Raw genomic sequence first — 15,726 nt, 5'->3', positions numbered from 1 at the left:
GCCGAACTGCCATCTGTATACCCGGCCCAGCGACAAATGTTCAGCAGAGGAGCATAAGTTGTCACTTAACCCAGCAGGAAGTGCAGGCAGGCGGCGCATCGCCGTCATCGGCAGCGGCGTGGCAGGACTGACAGCCGCCTATGTCCTGAACAGGCAGGACGACGTCACCCTGTTCGAAGCAGACTCACGGCTGGGAGGCCACGCCCACACCCACGACATGCCGCAGCCCGACGGAAGCGTGATCGGGGTGGACACCGGGTTCATCGTGCATAACGAGCGCACCTATCCCACCTTGCTGCGTCTGTTCGCCGAACTCGGCGTTGAAACGCAGGACTCGGAGATGAGCATGTCCATCCGCTGCGACGGCTGCGGACTGGAATACGCCGGTGCCCGGGATGGTGCCCGGGGGATCATCGCCAAGCCCTCCAGCCTGCTGCGTGGCCGCTACCTGCTGATGCTGCTGGAGGTCACCCGCTTTTACCGGAAGGCGAGGGAACTGCTCAGGACCGCGCCGCCGTCGGCCGTCAGCGACGAAGTGGACATCCCGGAACTGACGCTCGGCGCCTTCCTGGAGCGGGAGAAGTTCAGCACGTACTTCATTTCCCACTTCATGACCCCCGTGGTCAGTGCCGTCTGGTCCTGCGATCCCACCACCGCCCTTGCCTATCCCGCACGCTACCTGTTCACCTTCCTTGGCCATCACGGGATGCTGGGCATCAAGGGCTCGCCACAGTGGCGCACGGTCACCGGCGGCTCGGCCCGGTACGTGGAAAAACTAGCCGCAACACTCAGCGACGTCCGGCTGAACACGCCCGTCATGGCCATCCGGCGGCTGCCTGACGGGGTGGAGCTCGCAACGGACAGCGGGCTGGAAGACTTTGACGCGGTCGTCATTGCCACCCATCCTGCGCAGGCACTGGGGTTCCTGGCCGACGCCACGCCCGAGGAGAAGGAAGCGCTGGGCGGAATGCCCTATTCGGTGAACCACACCGTGTTCCACCAGGACCCCGCCGTCCTGCCCGCGGCGGACAACGCCAAGGCGTCTTGGAACTACCGGCTTCCGGGTTGCGACGCCCGCCCGGACAAGGTCCTGGTGAGCTATGACCTGACCCGGCTGCAGCGGCTCACGCCCGCGGACGGCCGCCCCTACCTGGTGAGCCTGGGCGAATCGGAGCTGATCGCCGGCGACGCCGTGCTGGAGCGGATGGTGTACGAGCACCCGCAGTACACCCCTGAATCGGTGAAGGCCCAGCAGGCCATCGCCGCCCTGAGCAACAGCCGGATCGCGTACGCCGGGGCCTACCTTGGCTGGGGCTTCCACGAGGACGGCGCCCTCTCCGGCGTGCGGGCCGCGGAAAAGCTGGGCCGCACCTGGCCGGTGGCGCTCGCCGACCCGGGCGACACCGCCGGTGAAGGGGAGCGGGAACTGGCCCCGGAACCTGCATGACCATGGACGCCTCGATTTACCGCACCTCCATTTCCCACGTGCGGCGCAGTCCCTTGAAGAACGCCTTCACGTACCGGAGCTACAGCTGGTTCGTGGACGTGGACGCGCTTCCGCGGCTGCCTTTCCCGCTCCGCCCACTGGCCGTGTTCCGTGCAGCAGACCACCTGGGGGACCCGGATGCCAGCATCCGCTCCAACGTGGAGCGGTACCTGCGGACCCAGGGCATAAAGCCCGACGGCGGCCCCATCCACATGCTGGCCAGCGCCAGGGTGTTCGGGTACGTGTTCAATCCGCTCACCCTGTTCTGGTGCTACCGCTCCAATGGCGACCTGCAGTGTGTGGTGGCCGAGGTCCACAACACCTACGGGGAACGGCACTGCTACCTGCTGCGCACCGACACCGCCGGACGGGCATCTGTGCCGAAGGCGTTCTACGTTTCACCCTTTAACGACGTCGACGGGCAGTACCGGATGAAGCTACCGGCACCGGGGGACCGGCTGGCGGTATCCATCATCCTGGACCGGGAGGGGCAGCTGCCCTTCGTGGCCACCATGGACGGACGGCGCAGGCCCGCCACGGTCCGGAACATCCTGGCTGCCGCGTTGACGGTGCCTGCCGCGCCGCTGCTGGTATCCGCCCTGATCCGGATTCAGGGCATTAAACTCTGGGCAAGACGCCTGCCCGTCGTTGCCAGACCACATCACCCCTCACAGGAGGCAGTTCAATGACAATGACTGACGACAACGGCACCACTGCCGGGCACCTGCCCGCAGCCTGGGGCGCATCCGGCGTGCCGGCGTCGCCCGCCACCATCGATCCCGACCGCTGGCCCGGTGTTGCCGCACCGCCGTCGGGCCTCAAGGCTGACGTGGCCGGCAAAGCTGCCGGCCTGCTCTTCAAGGGCGCGGTAAAGCGGCTGCCGCTCCGGGTGGAATACCCGGACGGAACGGTGCTGGGAACGGGCGGACAAGACGCCCCTGTGATGACCATGGTGCGGCCGGGGGCCTTCGAGAACCGTATCGGCGACAACGGCCTTATCGGCCTTGGCGAATCTTTCATGGCCGGCGACTGGGAGGCCTCGGACCTGGCGGAGGTGCTGGAAGTCTTCGCCGCGTCGGTGGACACCCTGATCCCCATGCCGCTGCAGAAGCTGCGCTCGCTGTACCTGCCGCGGACGCCCCGCCAGGAACGCAACGCCGAACAGAACACCCGCAGCAACATCTCAAGGCACTACGACCTGTCCAACGAATTGTTTTCCAACTTCCTGGACGCCACCATGAGCTACTCGTCGGCGCTGTTCCCGGACAAGGCCGGTCCGCTGTCGTCGGTGGCGTGGGACGTCCTGGCGGAGGCCCAACAGGCAAAGATTGACCGGCTGCTGGACAAAGCCGGCGTGGGCCAGGGGACCCGGCTGCTGGAAATCGGCACCGGGTGGGGTGAGCTTGCCTTGCGCGCCGCCGCCCGCGGCGCCACTGTTTACTCCGTCACGCTTTCCAGCGAGCAGAAGGCGCTGGCCGAGTCACGAATCGCGGCGGCCGGGTTCGCGGACCGGGTGACCGTGGCCCTGCAGGACTACCGGGCGGTGGAAGGCGAGTACGACGCCGTGGTGTCCGTGGAAATGATCGAGGCCGTGGGTTACGAATACTGGCCCATCTACTTCCAGACGATCGACCGCGTCCTGGCCCCCGGCGGAAAGGTGGCCATCCAGGCCATCACCATGCCGCATGGGCGGATGCTGGCCACCCGCAACGCGTACACGTGGGTGCACAAGTACATCTTCCCCGGCGGGTTCCTGCCATCGGTCAGGGCCATCGAGGGAGTGACGCAGCGGCACACCACCTTGCGCGTGCGGGAGCGCATGGGGATGGGCGACCACTACGCCGCGACCCTGCGGCTGTGGGAGGAGCGGTTCCTTTCGCGGTCGCGGGAAGTGGGGGAGTTGGGCTTCGACGCCGTATTCCAGCGGATGTGGCTGTTCTACCTCTGCTACTCACGTGCCGGATTCCAGTCGGGGTACCTGGACGTCCAGCAGATTGTGCTGGACCGCCGGGAGGCGCAGCTCTAGGTTTGCGTGTTAAGGGAAGGGGAGGAGCAGGCATGAAACTCAAGACACTGGCATGGACGACGGCGGCAACGGTCGCCACCGCCGCGGCAGGCGGGGTGGCGACCGACCCCCAGAGCAGTTGGTACCTTAAGCTGCGCAAGCCGGATTGGCAGCCGCCCGCCCTTGCGTTTCCCGCGGTGTGGACGGCCTTGTACGCGGATCTGGCGGTGACGTCCGCCGTCGCCCTGGACCGGGCTGCTGAACTGGACCGTGCTGCCGACAGCCCGGGCCCTGTCCGTAAGGACCACCGCCGGGAACTCCGTGCGTACCGCGCTGCGCTGACGGCCAACCTGGTCCTCAATGCATCGTGGAGCTGGTTCTTCTGGCGCTCACGCCGGCCGTGGCTCGGAGCTGCCGAAGCGGCCGTGCTTGCGGCCAGCAGCGCCGACCTGGTGCGGCGGACGTACCGGCTGAACCGGGCGGCCGGCGTTTCGCAGGCGCCGTACGCTGCCTGGTGCGGGTTCGCCACCGTACTGTCTACGGCAATCGCCAGGCTCAATCCCGGCAGCAGGTAGGAAGCGGAGGACATCGTCCTCTGCCGTGTGCTGGATCAAGGGTCCCCCATCACTACATGTAGTGATGGGGGACCCTTTTCTTGTGGTGGGCCAGGCAGGGCGACACGCCGGGCAATCACGACACGCGCAGTGTGCAAAAGTGTTCAAGTCCGTCCACAGGGTGTGGACCAACCCCGCAAAAAACCCGGGATCCCGGGCATTTTTTCCGGTCCTGCCTGTGGATTAAAGGTGCATTAAATGACATACTTGTAATACATCATCTTGGGGTTCCAAAGAGGCGTCTGCACTACATGTAGTATCTACATACAGCTGGACGGGGACACCGCACCAGCAAGAGTTCAACTAAGGGGACAGGGACAATGACCGTAACGGTTTACACGAAGCCTGCTTGTGTTCAGTGCAACGCCACTTACCGCGCGCTCGACAAAAAGGGCATCACCTACCAGAGCGTTGACATCTCCCAGGACGCCGAGGCACTCGAGCGCCTGAAGGCACTGGGCTACATGCAGGCTCCCGTTGTGGTCACCGACCAGGACCACTGGTCCGGCTTCCGCCCGGACAAGATCGAAGAACTGGCACTGTCTGCCGTTTCTTCCGTGGCCTAGGAGCCACTGCTTTTCCTGCCGGCAACCAACTACAAGCTGAGGTGACTCCCATGGCACCAACAGCACAGCGTGACCACACGGCTCAGCGTGTGGAGGTGTCCCCGCCGGCCACAGATCGGAACGATCCCGGGCAGGCTCTCACGGAGAGCCAGCTCATCTACTTTTCCTCCACATCCGAGAACACCAGCCGCTTCGTTGCGAAGCTTGGCCGTGAGGTGGCCCGGATCCCGCTTTATGCAAAGGACGCACCCCTTCTCGCCACCCGGCCCTTCGTGCTGGTGGTGCCCACCTATGGTGGCACCGGGGGAGAGGGGTCCGTTCCCAAGCAGGTCATCCGGTTCCTGAACAACCCGCAGAACAGGAAACTGCTCCGCGGCGTTATTGGCGCCGGCAACACAAACTTCGGGGACAACTACTGCATGGCCGCGGACATCATCGCCGCCAAATGCCAGGTACCCCACCTTTATCGATTCGAACTTATGGGAACGCCGGAAGACGTCACCCGGGTCAACCAAGGATTGGACAAGTTTTGGACACGACTGTCGCAGACACAGAAGTAACCAGGGCCCAGAAACCTGAGATGCCTGCCGCCTACAAGGGGTTGGGCTATCACGAGCTGAACGCCATGCTGAACCTTTATGGTCCCAATGGCGAAATCCAGTTCGGCGCGGACCGCGAGGCTGCGCACCAGTACTTCCTGCAGCACGTGAACAACAACACCGTGTTCTTCCATGACCTGGAAGAGAAGCTCGACTACCTGGTGAAGAACCAGTACTACGAGCGCGAGACGCTGGACCAGTACACGATGAACTTCATCCGTGAGCTGTTCAACCGCGCCTACAAGAAGAAGTTCCGCTTCGAGACCTTCCTGGGCGCCTTCAAGTTCTACACCTCGTACACCCTGAAGACGTTCGACGGCAAGCGCTTCCTGGAGCGCTACGAGGACCGCGTGTGCATGGTTGCCCTGCACCTTGCCCGCGGCAACGAGCAGCTTGCCACCCAGATGGTGGACGAGATTATCGAAGGCCGCTTCCAGCCGGCCACCCCCACGTTCCTGAACGCCGGCAAGAAGCAGCGCGGCGAACTGGTTTCCTGCTTCCTGCTCCGCATCGAAGACAACATGGAATCGATCGGACGCTCCATCAACTCTGCCCTGCAGCTGTCCAAGCGCGGCGGCGGCGTGGCCTTCGCGCTGACGAACATCCGCGAAGTCGGCGCCCCGATCAAGCAGATCGAGAACCAGTCCTCCGGCGTCATCCCCGTGATGAAGCTCCTCGAAGACAGCTTCTCCTACGCAAACCAGCTCGGCGCCCGCCAGGGTGCAGGTGCCGTGTACCTGCACGCACACCACCCGGACATCTACCGGTTCCTGGACACCAAGCGCGAGAACGCGGACGAAAAGATCCGCATCAAGACCCTCTCCCTGGGCGTCGTCATCCCGGACATCACGTTCGAGCTGGCCAAGAAGGACGAGGACATGTACTTGTTCTCGCCCTACGACGTGGAACGCGTCTACGGCATGCCGTTCTCCGACGTCTCGGTCACCGAGAAGTACTACGAGATGGTGGACGACTCCCGGATCAAGAAGACCAAGATCAAGGCGCGCGAGTTCTTCCAGACCCTCGCCGAGATCCAGTTCGAATCCGGCTACCCGTACATCATGTTCGAGGACACCGTGAACCGGGCCAACCCGATCGACGGCAAGATCATCATGTCCAACCTGTGCTCGGAAATCCTCCAGGTTTCCCAGCCCACCACGTACAACGATGACCTGTCCTACGCCGACACCGGCAAGGACATCTCCTGCAACCTGGGTTCGCTGAACATCGCCAAGACCATGGACTCCCCGGACTTCGGCCTGACCATCGAGACGGCCATCCGGTCCCTCTCGGCAGTGTCGGACATGTCCAACATCACGTCGGTACCGTCCATCGCCAAGGGCAACGACCAGAGCCACGCCATTGGCCTGGGCCAGATGAACCTGCACGGCTACCTGGCACGTGAGCGGGTCCACTACGGCTCGGAAGAGGGCCTGGACTTCACCAACATCTACTTCTACTCGGTGGTGTACCACGCTGTCCGCGCCTCCAACCTGCTGGCCATCGAAACCGGCCAGACGTTCGGCGGCTTCGAGAAGTCCAAGTACGCGTCGGGTGAATACTTCGACAAGTACACGGAGCAGGAGTGGGTGCCGCAGACCGAGAAGGTCCGCGAGCTCTTCAAGGACGTCCACATCCCCACCCAGGCTGACTGGCTGGCGCTGAAGGCTTCCGTCATGGAGCACGGCATCTACAACCAGAACCTGCAGGCTGTTCCGCCCACGGGCTCGATCTCCTACATCAACAACTCCACCTCCTCCATCCACCCGGTGGCGTCGAAGATCGAAATCCGCAAGGAAGGCAAGCTGGGCCGTGTCTACTACCCGGCGCCGTACCTGACGAATGACAACCTGGAGTACTACCAGGATGCGTACGAGATCGGCTACGAGAAGGTCATTGACACCTACGCTGCCGCCACCCAGCACGTGGACCAGGGCCTGTCGCTGACGCTGTTCTTCAAGGACACCGCCACCACGCGCGACATCAACAAGGCCCAGATTTACGCCTGGAAGAAGGGCATCAAGACCATTTACTACATCCGACTCCGCCAGCTCGCGCTGGAAGGAACGGAAGTGGAGGGCTGCGTCAGCTGCATGCTCTAGTTGTACCGTCAACTAAAGGTGCCAGTACGACGGCGGGTGGCCGCCCGCCGTCGTACGCTTTAACTTAGTGAAACCCACCCAACGCTTAGGGGATGACATGACCGAGAAGGTCAAGCTGCTTAGCCACGTCGAGGCCATTAACTGGAACCGCATCCAGGACGATAAGGACGTTGACGTCTGGAACCGCCTGGTGAACAACTTCTGGCTGCCGGAGAAGGTGCCGCTGTCCAACGACGTCCAGTCGTGGAACACGCTGACCCCGGTTGAGCAGCAGCTCACCATGCGCGTTTTCACCGGCCTGACCCTGCTGGACACCATCCAGGGCACCGTTGGCGCCGTCTCGCTGATCCCGGATGCGCTGACCCCGCACGAGGAAGCCGTCTACACGAACATCGCCTTCATGGAGTCGGTGCACGCCAAGAGCTACTCGTCCATCTTCTCCACGCTGGCCTCCACCAAGGAGATCGACGAGGCATTCCGCTGGTCCACCGAGAACGAGAACCTTCAGAAGAAGGCCCAGATCGTCATGGACTACTACCAGGGCGACGATCCGCTCAAGCGCAAGGTGGCCTCCACGCTGCTGGAGAGCTTCCTGTTCTACTCGGGCTTCTACCTCCCCATGTACTGGTCCTCACGCGCCAAGCTGACGAACACGGCAGACCTGATCCGCCTGATCATCCGCGACGAAGCCGTGCACGGCTACTACATCGGCTACAAGTTCCAGCGTGCGCTGGAAACCGTGTCCGAGGAACGCCGCCAGGAAATCAAGGACTACACGTTCGAGCTGCTCTTCGAGCTGTACGAGAACGAGGTCCAGTACACCCACGACCTGTACGACGGCGTGGGCCTGGCCGAGGACGTCAAGAAGTTCCTGCACTACAACGCCAACAAGGCCCTGATGAACCTGGGCTACGAGGCGATGTTCCCGGCATCCGTCACCGACGTGAACCCGGCCATCCTCTCGGCCCTGTCCCCGAACGCGGACGAGAACCACGACTTCTTCTCCGGCTCGGGTTCCTCCTACGTGATCGGCAAGGCAGTGAACACCGAGGACGAGGACTGGGACTTCTAGTCTTCATCTTTCTTCAACAGGCCCACCGAATGACCCCGCATGCTGAGGCATGCGGGTCATTTGTTTAAGACCCGGACTCCTGTCCGCGTTCCGGGGCGGAATTCTTCCTCTCCCGGAGTGGTTCCAGCAGTATGGCCCTTCCCCCTCCACGGATTTCCATTCTCGACCGTGCCAATGCTCGCGACGGGTTTCCTGCTGCCGACGCCCTGAACCGGGTGCTGGAACGTGCTCAGCGGGCCGAGGAGTTGGGTTACCACCGCTTCTGGGTCGCAGAGCACCATGCGGTACCAGGTATCGCCGGTTCCGTACCGGCTGTGCTGATGGCCGCCGTTGCTGCCCGGACGCACTCCATCCGGGTTGGTTCAGGAGGCATCATGCTTCCCAATCACCAGCCACTCGTGGTGGCCGAACAGGCGGCCACACTGGAGGCCCTTCATCCCGGGCGCATCGACTTGGGCGTCGGCCGGTCTGTCGGTTTCACCCCGGCAGTCCGGGATGCGCTTCGCGCCGGGAACCAGGAAGCTGAGCGGTTTGAAGACCAGCTGGCCGAACTGCTTGCCTACCTGTCCGGCACGGCGTCCATCACTGCCCGGCCACGGAACCACTCGGCGACACCGGTCTTCGTGCTGGCCACCGGTTCGGGAATCGATATTGCAGCCCGCGCCGGCCTGGCAGTGGTGCTGGGAGGGCCAGCGGTGTTTCGGACAGATCAGAACGGCAGACTCCCGGCGCTGGAAAGGTATCGCTCACAGTTCCGTCCATCGCGCTGGTTCCAACGGCCCTTCGTCATGGTTTCCGCCAACGTAGCAGTGGCCGCCACGCGCCAGGCAGCCCGGGAACAGCTTTTGCCCGAGGCCGTCGCGCTGGCCCGCTCCAGGACCACCGGCGAATTCTCTGCCCTGGCGCCCGTGGGCCCGGCCGAGTGGGCCGGCCTGACTGTACGGGAAAAGGAAGCGGTCGAAAAGAACATGGCGACCTCGATCTACGGCACTGCCTCCGAGGTGCGGACCCAGATCCAACACCTGCTCGCGGCCTCCGGAGCAGACGAGTTGCTGGTAACAGGCGGAGCCTTCGACGTCGCGGCACAGGCGGAATCGGACCGGATCCTGGCCGGACTCTTTCCCCAAGACGAGCGCCACGGCATGGACGACCGTAGTGGATTCGTAGCATCCCGTTGACGTTTACTGCCCGGGTTCAAGGGCCGGCGGCGGTTTGGGGGGCTGCATCCGGTCCCGGGATGCTTGCGGCCGCCGGCCCTCTCCCCATGTGTAGACCCTGCCCCAGCGGCAGGATCCTGTTCCTCAAAGATAGGACCCGTTCCTAAACGGCAGCCCACGATGGGCACAAGGTTTGCTCAAGAGTGGCCGCTTCATTAGCGCTGGGTCCCAGGATGCCGCTCTTCGGATAGGATGCGAATTCCACCAACGATAGAAAGACCGCAGTGAAGCAGAGTATTTTCTCCCGCGTCGCCCAGCTCGCCAAGGCCAACCTGAACGCCCTCCTGGACTCCGCCGAAGACCCGCAGAAGATGCTGGACCAGATGGTCCGCGACTACTCGGAGAACATCCGCGAAGCCGAGGCTGCAGTCGCCCAGACAATCGGCAACCTCCGCATGGCCGAGGACGACTACAACAGGGCAATGGACGACGCCAACACCTGGGGCCGCAAAGCCATCGCCGCCTCCCGGAAAGCCGATGAGTTCCGGGCCGCGGGGAACAGCATTGACGCGGACAAGTTCGACGCCCTCGCCAAGGTCGCCATCGGCCGGCAGATGACGGCCGAATCCACCGCCAAGGCCCAGGAGCCAAACCTGGCCGCGCAGAACCAGGTAGTCGACCAGCTGAAGAACGGTCTGGACATGATGCGCGGAAAGCTCAGGGAGCTGACCGCCAAGCGCAACGAGCTGGTCAACCGTGCCCGGGTCGCAGCCACCCAGTCCCAGGTAAACGAGGCCCTCAAGGCCCTGGACAGCGGGGACCCGACATCGGCGATCGGCCGCTACGAGGACAAGGTCCGCCGCCAGGAAGCCACGGTCCGGGGCCAGCAGGAACTCGCGGCCTCATCACTGGAAGCCCAGTTCGCCTCCCTGGAAGACCTCGGCGAGCAGACCGAAGTGGAGGCACGGCTTGCGGCGCTGAAGTCCATGGACCGGAAGGCCATCGACTACTAGGACACCGTCCAGGCCCGCCGCAGATTCGGTCAGAGCAGCCAGCGCCACCAGCGCGGCTGTTCCGGTTCCGGCGTCGGTTCCGGCTCCGGCTCCTCGCCCAGGGCCAGTGCGGCCTTGACGATGTCGTCCTCGGTGAGCGTCATGACGGCCTCGCGATCGAGCGTGTCGAGACCTTGTTCCTCGTCGAGCGAAAGCCGCAGCGCCTGGCGGTTGAGCGCCTGCTCGAACAGCGTGCGGGCGAAGCGTGCGTTGCCGGAGTCCTCGCCCGCGTGCAGCCCGGCGAGGATTCGGCGCAGCATTTGGTCCGCACCAGGCTCCAGCCTGTACTCGTGCTGGGCCAGCATCTGGTGGAAAATCGTCTGGAGTGCGTCGATGGAGTAGTCGGGGAACGTGATCTCGCGGGCGAACCGGGAGCGCAGCCCGGGGTTCGAGAGCAGGAAGGCCTCCATCAGCCGCGGGTACCCGGCCACGATCACCACCAGGCGGTGGCGGTGGTCCTCCATCCGCTTCAACAGGACCTCGATCGCCTCGGGGCCGAAGTCCATCCGGCCGTCCTCGGGCGCCAGCGCGTACGCCTCGTCGATGAACAGTACGCCGTCCAGCGAACGCCGGATCACCCGGTCCGTCTTAATGGCGGTCTGGCCGACGTACTGCCCCACCAGGCCCGAACGGTCCACCTCCACCAGGTGGCCTTTCTGCAGCAGGCCCACCGCTCGGTACATCTCGGCCAGGAGCCGCGCCACGGTGGTCTTGCCCGTGCCCGGATTCCCAAGGAAGACCAGGTGCTGAGATGTGGCCACCTCGGGCAGGCCGTGTGCCTTACGGCGCGCCTGCACCTGCAGCAGTGCGACGAGGGCCCGCACCTGTTCCTTGACGGTCTCCAGCCCAACCAGTGCATCGAGCTCCTCTTGCAGCTCGGACAGTGGCCGGGCCGGCCCGGGCCTCTGACCGATGAGATCGCCCACCAGGTCGTCGACGCGTTCCGAACCGGGCAGCTTGAGCTGATCGGCCAGGTGGCCGATGGTTTCGCGCAGCTCGTCGAGCGGTTTGCGGCTGGCAGCCATGCATCCACTTTAGTACCCGTTTCCCCGCCATGAACGGTTCATCCTGGTCACAAAGGATGAGCCGTAGCGGAGGGCAGGGTCCGGCCCTAGGATGGCGCCATGAGGAAGTGGGGCGAAATGCATCCCGCGCTCCGTGCAGTTTTGGTCGGCGTCGTTGCCTTCGCGGCCATCCTGGCGGCCGGTCTCATCCTCGGGGGCGACCTCGACGACGCGGTCGCCAATGCCGTCTTCTACGCTCTGCTGATCGGTGGCGGCGTGTTTTTCCTTACGACGTTCCCGACAGGCACCGTCAAGCTTGATGAGCACGGCAAATTTGTCATCTTCTTGCGTTTCCCCGGTTCATCACCGGGATCGCTCAGCAGCACATGGCAGGTGGGCATCGCCAGTCCAGGTCCGGGCCAAATCGATTTTCAGCCGACGATTCATGACGAACTGATAGCCAGCGGCCGCAGCAAGGCTCTTACGGGACTCAGGGTCATGGAGTCCCCACCGCGGAAGGCGAACCGCCACGACGGCAAGCAGGAAGTACCGTTGGACTTTCAGATCATCAGCCTGGACTCAGACCGTGGCGTCATTGAAATCGCAGCCAGCCCTGCCGCTCTCCGGAATCTTCAGCGCGTCGTATCGACACCCATGTGAGCGATGCCTGCGTTCGAGGCCCTGCGCCGGCTGTTCGCGGCGCGCCCCATCAGTTTTCGGGAGGGGAGCAGACGTGACCGTCGGCGTCCATGGGCTGCCCGCAGAGCGGGCAGAGGGGACGCCCGGCTCCCACTACTTCCCGTGTGCGCTTGGTAAATGCGCGGGCGGTGCCCACCGGCATTTTCACCAACACCATTTCGGGTACTTCAGCGTCGTCCTGATCGAGGGCTTCGTCGTCATCACCCGCATCGCTGATGGGGTAAGCCTCGATGACCACCTGCGCCGTTGTGGGGTCCCAACCCAGGCTCATCGCGCCGGTTCGGAATTGCTCTTCAACGGCCTCGAGCGGATCGTTATCGACCAATTCGATGGGAGTAGTGGTGGGAACGCTGAAGGGATTGCCCTCAAGGGCGTTGAGCTGGTCGAGAACATCGTCAATCTTCTCCGCGAGCAGAGCTGCCTGCTGCTTCTCCATGGCGATAGTCACGATCTGCTTGCCCGTGCGTACTTGCAGGTAGAAGGTGCGCGCTCCAGGAACACCGACGGTGCCGATGACAACCCGGTCAGGCCAGGAAAACTCGTGAACAAGTGTAGGCATGTCAGTAGTCTAGGCGACATGAACTTCCTCGGCCGGTGGGCCGGAACCATCGCATGGGCGATGCTGGTCCTGGCTTCGATGGCCTTGATCGTCATTGGACTGTCCGGGACTTTGTTCTTTGTTTGGGCTCCGGAACCAGCGCTGGTGGAAAAGGCGAATGTTGGCCGCCCTTACGTCTATGCAGGGTGCGTGTTGTCCGTGACGGCGGCCCTGTTGTCACATGTGCGGGGCAACCCTATATGGGTGACGGTCTGCGTCGGCCTTGTAGGGATGCTGGTGGGGTGGGCTGCCTGGACGAACCCCTACAACCTGCTACGCCACCTGGCCGTCGTCGTGACCTTCCCCCTTGCCCTGGCCGGGATCGCCGAGGTCATGTGGGCACGCGGGTACCGACAACGGTGACGGGTCCAAGGGAATCCTTCTACTGGGTAGTGTGAACAAATGAACTTCTCTTTCGAACTCCCCGAAGGCGTTGTCCTCAGGCCGGTCCAGAAGCTGGACGCCAGGGCGCTGACAGAGGCGTTCCAGAAGAACCGCGCCCATCTTGCGCCGTGGGAACCGATTCGTCCCGACAAGTTCAACACAGTTCAAGGACAACAGGAGGTGATCACCAGGCAGCGGCGGGAACTTTCTGCAGGCACCGGCCTTCCAATGGTATTGGTGCGCAAAGAGGACGTGGTCGGCCTGCTGACCTTGAGCTCCATGGTGCGGGGTGCCTTCCAAAACGCGCACCTGGGATATTGGATGGACCAGGCTTTACAGGGTTCCGGAATCATGACGGCGGCAGTGGCTGCCGCCGTCAACATCGCCAAACATGACCTCGCGCTGCATCGGCTTGAGGCCGCGACCCTGGTCCATAACACGGCATCGCAGCGGGTGCTGGAAAAGAACGGATTCGAGTCCTACGGCACCGCGCGAGCCTATTTGCGGATAGCGGGGATGTGGCAGGACCACCGCATGTTTCAGCGGATTCTTTAGACGATATGGGGCAGGAGAAACTGCTCACGCGGCCCCGGTCCGAATCGGAGCGGTTATGAAGCACGCAGGTGGGCCAACACCAGTCCGACGGGGATGCTGACGGCCACCACCGCCACCAGGGCCCGGTAAACCCACAGCGCCCATCCCGGCTTTGTACCGGGGCCGCGAACAGTGTCAAACATCAACGCCAACGCAACAACCAGCAGTACGCCGCCGGCATCGACCACCCAGGGGTTGGCAACCAACGTGCCGCCAATAACGAACGCGCTTGCAGCGTTCCAGGCAACCAGCTCCGCGACAACTCTCCAGCCGCTGAAGCGTCGCGCCGCCAAAAAGTATTGGCTTGTGCCTATGGCACCCTGCGCCACTCCTCCGACGAGAACGAGATACGCCGCCGCCCACGACCCGTGCTCAAGATGAAACGGGCCCGTGACGGCGGCGACGAGGCCACCTGCCACAACGCACAACAGCGCCACAGCGCCAAAGGCCAATGCCCCCTTGATCTGGCTTACCGGCCCCACCCGTGACGAGTCGCTCATGCCGTCCAAAATACTGCACACCACGTCAGCGCAGGGGAGGGGTTACTCCGCTAAGGAATACGAAGAACCCGACGGCGTGCGCTGCAGCACGCCGAAGTCGACCATGTAGCGGCGCAGCAGCACCACGTCGTCTGTATAGCTGAGCAGCCGCTCGTTGACCTGTCTCTCAGTGAGCTTTTCGGCGGGTGCGATGACCTCCGTGGCGATTCTCGCCAACAGCGCCCGCCGCTCGGCCAGATTGGCGGGATACCTCTCAATCCGGCCAAGCCGCATGAACCTGTCCAGCCCGGTCTGCGGCTGCCGTCGGGGCTGCTGGGCCAGCAGGTCCCGGAATATCGCTTCCCCAGCGACCAGCTCACCGGATGCGTGCCGCTGGACGAGCCCGGACTCCAGCAGGCCGGCGATGGCCCGTTGGCGCCGCTGCTCCTTCACATCAGGCAGCACATCACGAGGGGCCGCGCCCAGCACTATCTGGGCATAGGCGGTCCTGGCATCAGCGTTGCCCAGCATCGCCAGCACGCGACGCCAGTGCGGTCCGTTCATCTTCGATCCTCGGGCCACGCCAGCCTCCTCCTCTGCCGCCGACGCACACGATCGCGTCGGAGCATGCTGGAGATCCTAGCCCGCATGCCACAGTTCCCGGAAGCTCACCGGAGGCGTAGAGCGCACACGAAGAACCATTCCGGTCAGCCTGTCTGGGTGGCAGGCAGGACCCTCATGGTCGCCGGCAGGAAGACCCGGCACCTCTACAACGCGGCCCACGAAGCTGCGCGCGCCTCAAAGCTGCTGACTGCCGCGGCGGGCTTTCCCGTTAAAGTGACTGCCGTCGTCGTCATTGTCGAGCCGAAGACGCTGACCATAAAGGCGCGCCCCGAGCAGGCGGTAGTGGTCACCGACGCCCAGCTTCCGCGCTGGCTGCGCACGGCCAGTCCCGTGCCCGCCTGGGCGGAACTGACCCGTATTTCCGCCGTCGCGGGCAAGCCGGGCACCTGGCACAAGCGTCCGGCCGCGCAACATGACCCGCGGGTGCTGCAACAAAAGTTCGACGCGCTCAGGCACCTTGTTGTCCAGGCACGACGGCGGCGCGCGGCCTGGGTGCTGGGCGTACCGGCGGTGGGCTTCCTGACGATGATGAACGGAGGCCACCTTGCCGCGGCTATCCTGCAGGGGCTCGCCGGGCGTTGACCGGGCCACAGGACATTCGGCACTGTTCCGGGGTCCGGCAGGTCCCCAAACTGAGGTGATGCGACTCCCGACGCGCCTGCTCCCCGTGCTGGGGATCGCGGCCGCGGTG

18 protein-coding genes are annotated in these 15,726 nt (G+C 63.9%); 14 read left to right on the top strand and 4 right to left on the bottom strand.

The features are described from left to right. Window positions 1–58: 58 nt before the first annotated feature. From ACIGJD_RS11240 to ACIGJD_RS11195, 10 genes are all read left to right on the top strand, one after another. The gene (locus ACIGJD_RS11240) at window positions 59–1,447 is read left to right on the top strand and encodes an NAD(P)/FAD-dependent oxidoreductase (RefSeq protein ID WP_483686275.1); all 1,389 of its coding nucleotides are present in this window, start codon (window positions 59–61) and stop codon (window positions 1,445–1,447) included. After that, window positions 1,444–2,175, top strand: coding sequence for a DUF1365 domain-containing protein (locus ACIGJD_RS11235; protein WP_483686274.1), 732 nt, complete (start codon window positions 1,444–1,446; stop codon window positions 2,173–2,175). The genes ACIGJD_RS11240 and ACIGJD_RS11235 overlap by 4 nt, the downstream gene beginning before the upstream one ends. Next, a complete protein-coding gene (locus tag ACIGJD_RS11230; protein ID WP_483686273.1) occupies window positions 2,172–3,512 on the top strand; it encodes a class I SAM-dependent methyltransferase in 1,341 nt (446 codons plus the stop codon). Before ACIGJD_RS11235 ends, ACIGJD_RS11230 begins: the two co-directional genes overlap by 4 nt. A 32-nt stretch (window positions 3,513–3,544) precedes the next feature. Then, complete coding sequence (locus tag ACIGJD_RS11225; protein ID WP_483686272.1) at window positions 3,545–4,066, top strand: TspO/MBR family protein; 522 nt, start codon at window positions 3,545–3,547, stop codon at window positions 4,064–4,066. A 359-nt stretch (window positions 4,067–4,425) separates the two neighbouring features. Beyond that, window positions 4,426–4,671: a glutaredoxin-like protein NrdH gene (nrdH, locus tag ACIGJD_RS11220; protein ID WP_013601222.1), complete on the top strand. Its 246-nt coding sequence runs from the start codon at window positions 4,426–4,428 to the stop codon at window positions 4,669–4,671. 89 nt (window positions 4,672–4,760) lie between these two features. Then, window positions 4,761–5,231 (top strand): class Ib ribonucleoside-diphosphate reductase assembly flavoprotein NrdI, encoded by a 471-nt coding sequence (gene nrdI / locus ACIGJD_RS11215; RefSeq protein WP_483689480.1) that lies wholly within the window; start codon window positions 4,761–4,763, stop codon window positions 5,229–5,231. 20 nt (window positions 5,232–5,251) lie between these two features. After that, window positions 5,252–7,372, top strand: coding sequence for a class 1b ribonucleoside-diphosphate reductase subunit alpha (gene nrdE, locus ACIGJD_RS11210; RefSeq protein ID WP_483686271.1), 2,121 nt, complete (start codon window positions 5,252–5,254; stop codon window positions 7,370–7,372). Between the two features lie 97 nt (window positions 7,373–7,469). Next, the gene (nrdF, locus tag ACIGJD_RS11205) at window positions 7,470–8,444 is read left to right on the top strand and encodes a class 1b ribonucleoside-diphosphate reductase subunit beta (RefSeq protein ID WP_015937302.1); all 975 of its coding nucleotides are present in this window, start codon (window positions 7,470–7,472) and stop codon (window positions 8,442–8,444) included. Between the two features lie 131 nt (window positions 8,445–8,575). Beyond that, on the top strand, window positions 8,576–9,622 hold the full coding sequence (locus ACIGJD_RS11200; RefSeq protein ID WP_483686270.1) for an MsnO8 family LLM class oxidoreductase: 1,047 nt from the start codon (window positions 8,576–8,578) through the stop codon (window positions 9,620–9,622). A gap of 263 nt (window positions 9,623–9,885) precedes the next feature. Continuing rightward, window positions 9,886–10,614: a PspA/IM30 family protein gene (locus ACIGJD_RS11195; protein ID WP_483686269.1), complete on the top strand. Its 729-nt coding sequence runs from the start codon at window positions 9,886–9,888 to the stop codon at window positions 10,612–10,614. Between the two features lie 29 nt (window positions 10,615–10,643). Here the strand turns inward: ACIGJD_RS11195 and ACIGJD_RS11190 are convergent, their stop codons facing one another. Then, window positions 10,644–11,678, bottom strand: a complete 1,035-nt coding sequence (locus ACIGJD_RS11190; protein ID WP_483686268.1) for an AAA family ATPase — start codon at window positions 11,676–11,678, stop codon at window positions 10,644–10,646. 99 nt (window positions 11,679–11,777) lie between these two features. Here ACIGJD_RS11190 and ACIGJD_RS11185 point away from each other — a divergent pair, with 99 nt between their 5' ends. Then, window positions 11,778–12,317, top strand: coding sequence for a hypothetical protein (locus tag ACIGJD_RS11185; RefSeq protein ID WP_483686267.1), 540 nt, complete (start codon window positions 11,778–11,780; stop codon window positions 12,315–12,317). Between the two features lie 49 nt (window positions 12,318–12,366). Here ACIGJD_RS11185 and ACIGJD_RS11180 read toward each other — a convergent pair whose 3' ends face one another. Continuing rightward, window positions 12,367–12,915, bottom strand: coding sequence for a DUF3090 domain-containing protein (locus ACIGJD_RS11180; protein WP_483686266.1), 549 nt, complete (start codon window positions 12,913–12,915; stop codon window positions 12,367–12,369). An 18-nt stretch (window positions 12,916–12,933) separates the two neighbouring features. Here ACIGJD_RS11180 and ACIGJD_RS11175 point away from each other — a divergent pair, with 18 nt between their 5' ends. After that, window positions 12,934–13,317, top strand: a complete 384-nt coding sequence (locus tag ACIGJD_RS11175) for a hypothetical protein (RefSeq protein WP_483686265.1) — start codon at window positions 12,934–12,936, stop codon at window positions 13,315–13,317. Between the two features lie 39 nt (window positions 13,318–13,356). Further along, window positions 13,357–13,893 (top strand): GNAT family N-acetyltransferase, encoded by a 537-nt coding sequence (locus ACIGJD_RS11170; RefSeq protein WP_483686264.1) that lies wholly within the window; start codon window positions 13,357–13,359, stop codon window positions 13,891–13,893. Between the two features lie 53 nt (window positions 13,894–13,946). On the opposite strand, the gene ACIGJD_RS11165 is transcribed toward ACIGJD_RS11170, so the two are convergent. Together ACIGJD_RS11165 and ACIGJD_RS11160 are read right to left on the bottom strand one after the other, a co-directional pair. After that, the gene (locus ACIGJD_RS11165) at window positions 13,947–14,432 is read right to left on the bottom strand and encodes a hypothetical protein (RefSeq protein ID WP_483686263.1); all 486 of its coding nucleotides are present in this window, start codon (window positions 14,430–14,432) and stop codon (window positions 13,947–13,949) included. 42 nt (window positions 14,433–14,474) lie between these two features. Continuing rightward, window positions 14,475–14,975 carry a DUF2087 domain-containing protein gene (locus ACIGJD_RS11160; RefSeq protein WP_483686262.1) on the bottom strand — a complete coding sequence of 167 codons (501 nt, stop codon included), beginning with the start codon at window positions 14,973–14,975 and terminating at the stop codon, window positions 14,475–14,477. A 156-nt stretch (window positions 14,976–15,131) separates the two neighbouring features. Between ACIGJD_RS11160 and ACIGJD_RS11155 the strand changes: the two genes are divergently transcribed. Beyond that, entirely contained in the window at window positions 15,132–15,617 is a 486-nt protein-coding gene (locus ACIGJD_RS11155) for a hypothetical protein (RefSeq protein WP_483686261.1), read from the top strand. The last annotated feature ends 109 nt before the right edge of the window (window positions 15,618–15,726 follow it).

The sequence above is a fragment of the Arthrobacter sp. E1SS-5 genome (genome assembly GCF_057073715.1).
Note: the sequence above shows the minus strand (reverse complement) of the source record. Positions and strands in the feature narration are given on the sequence as shown.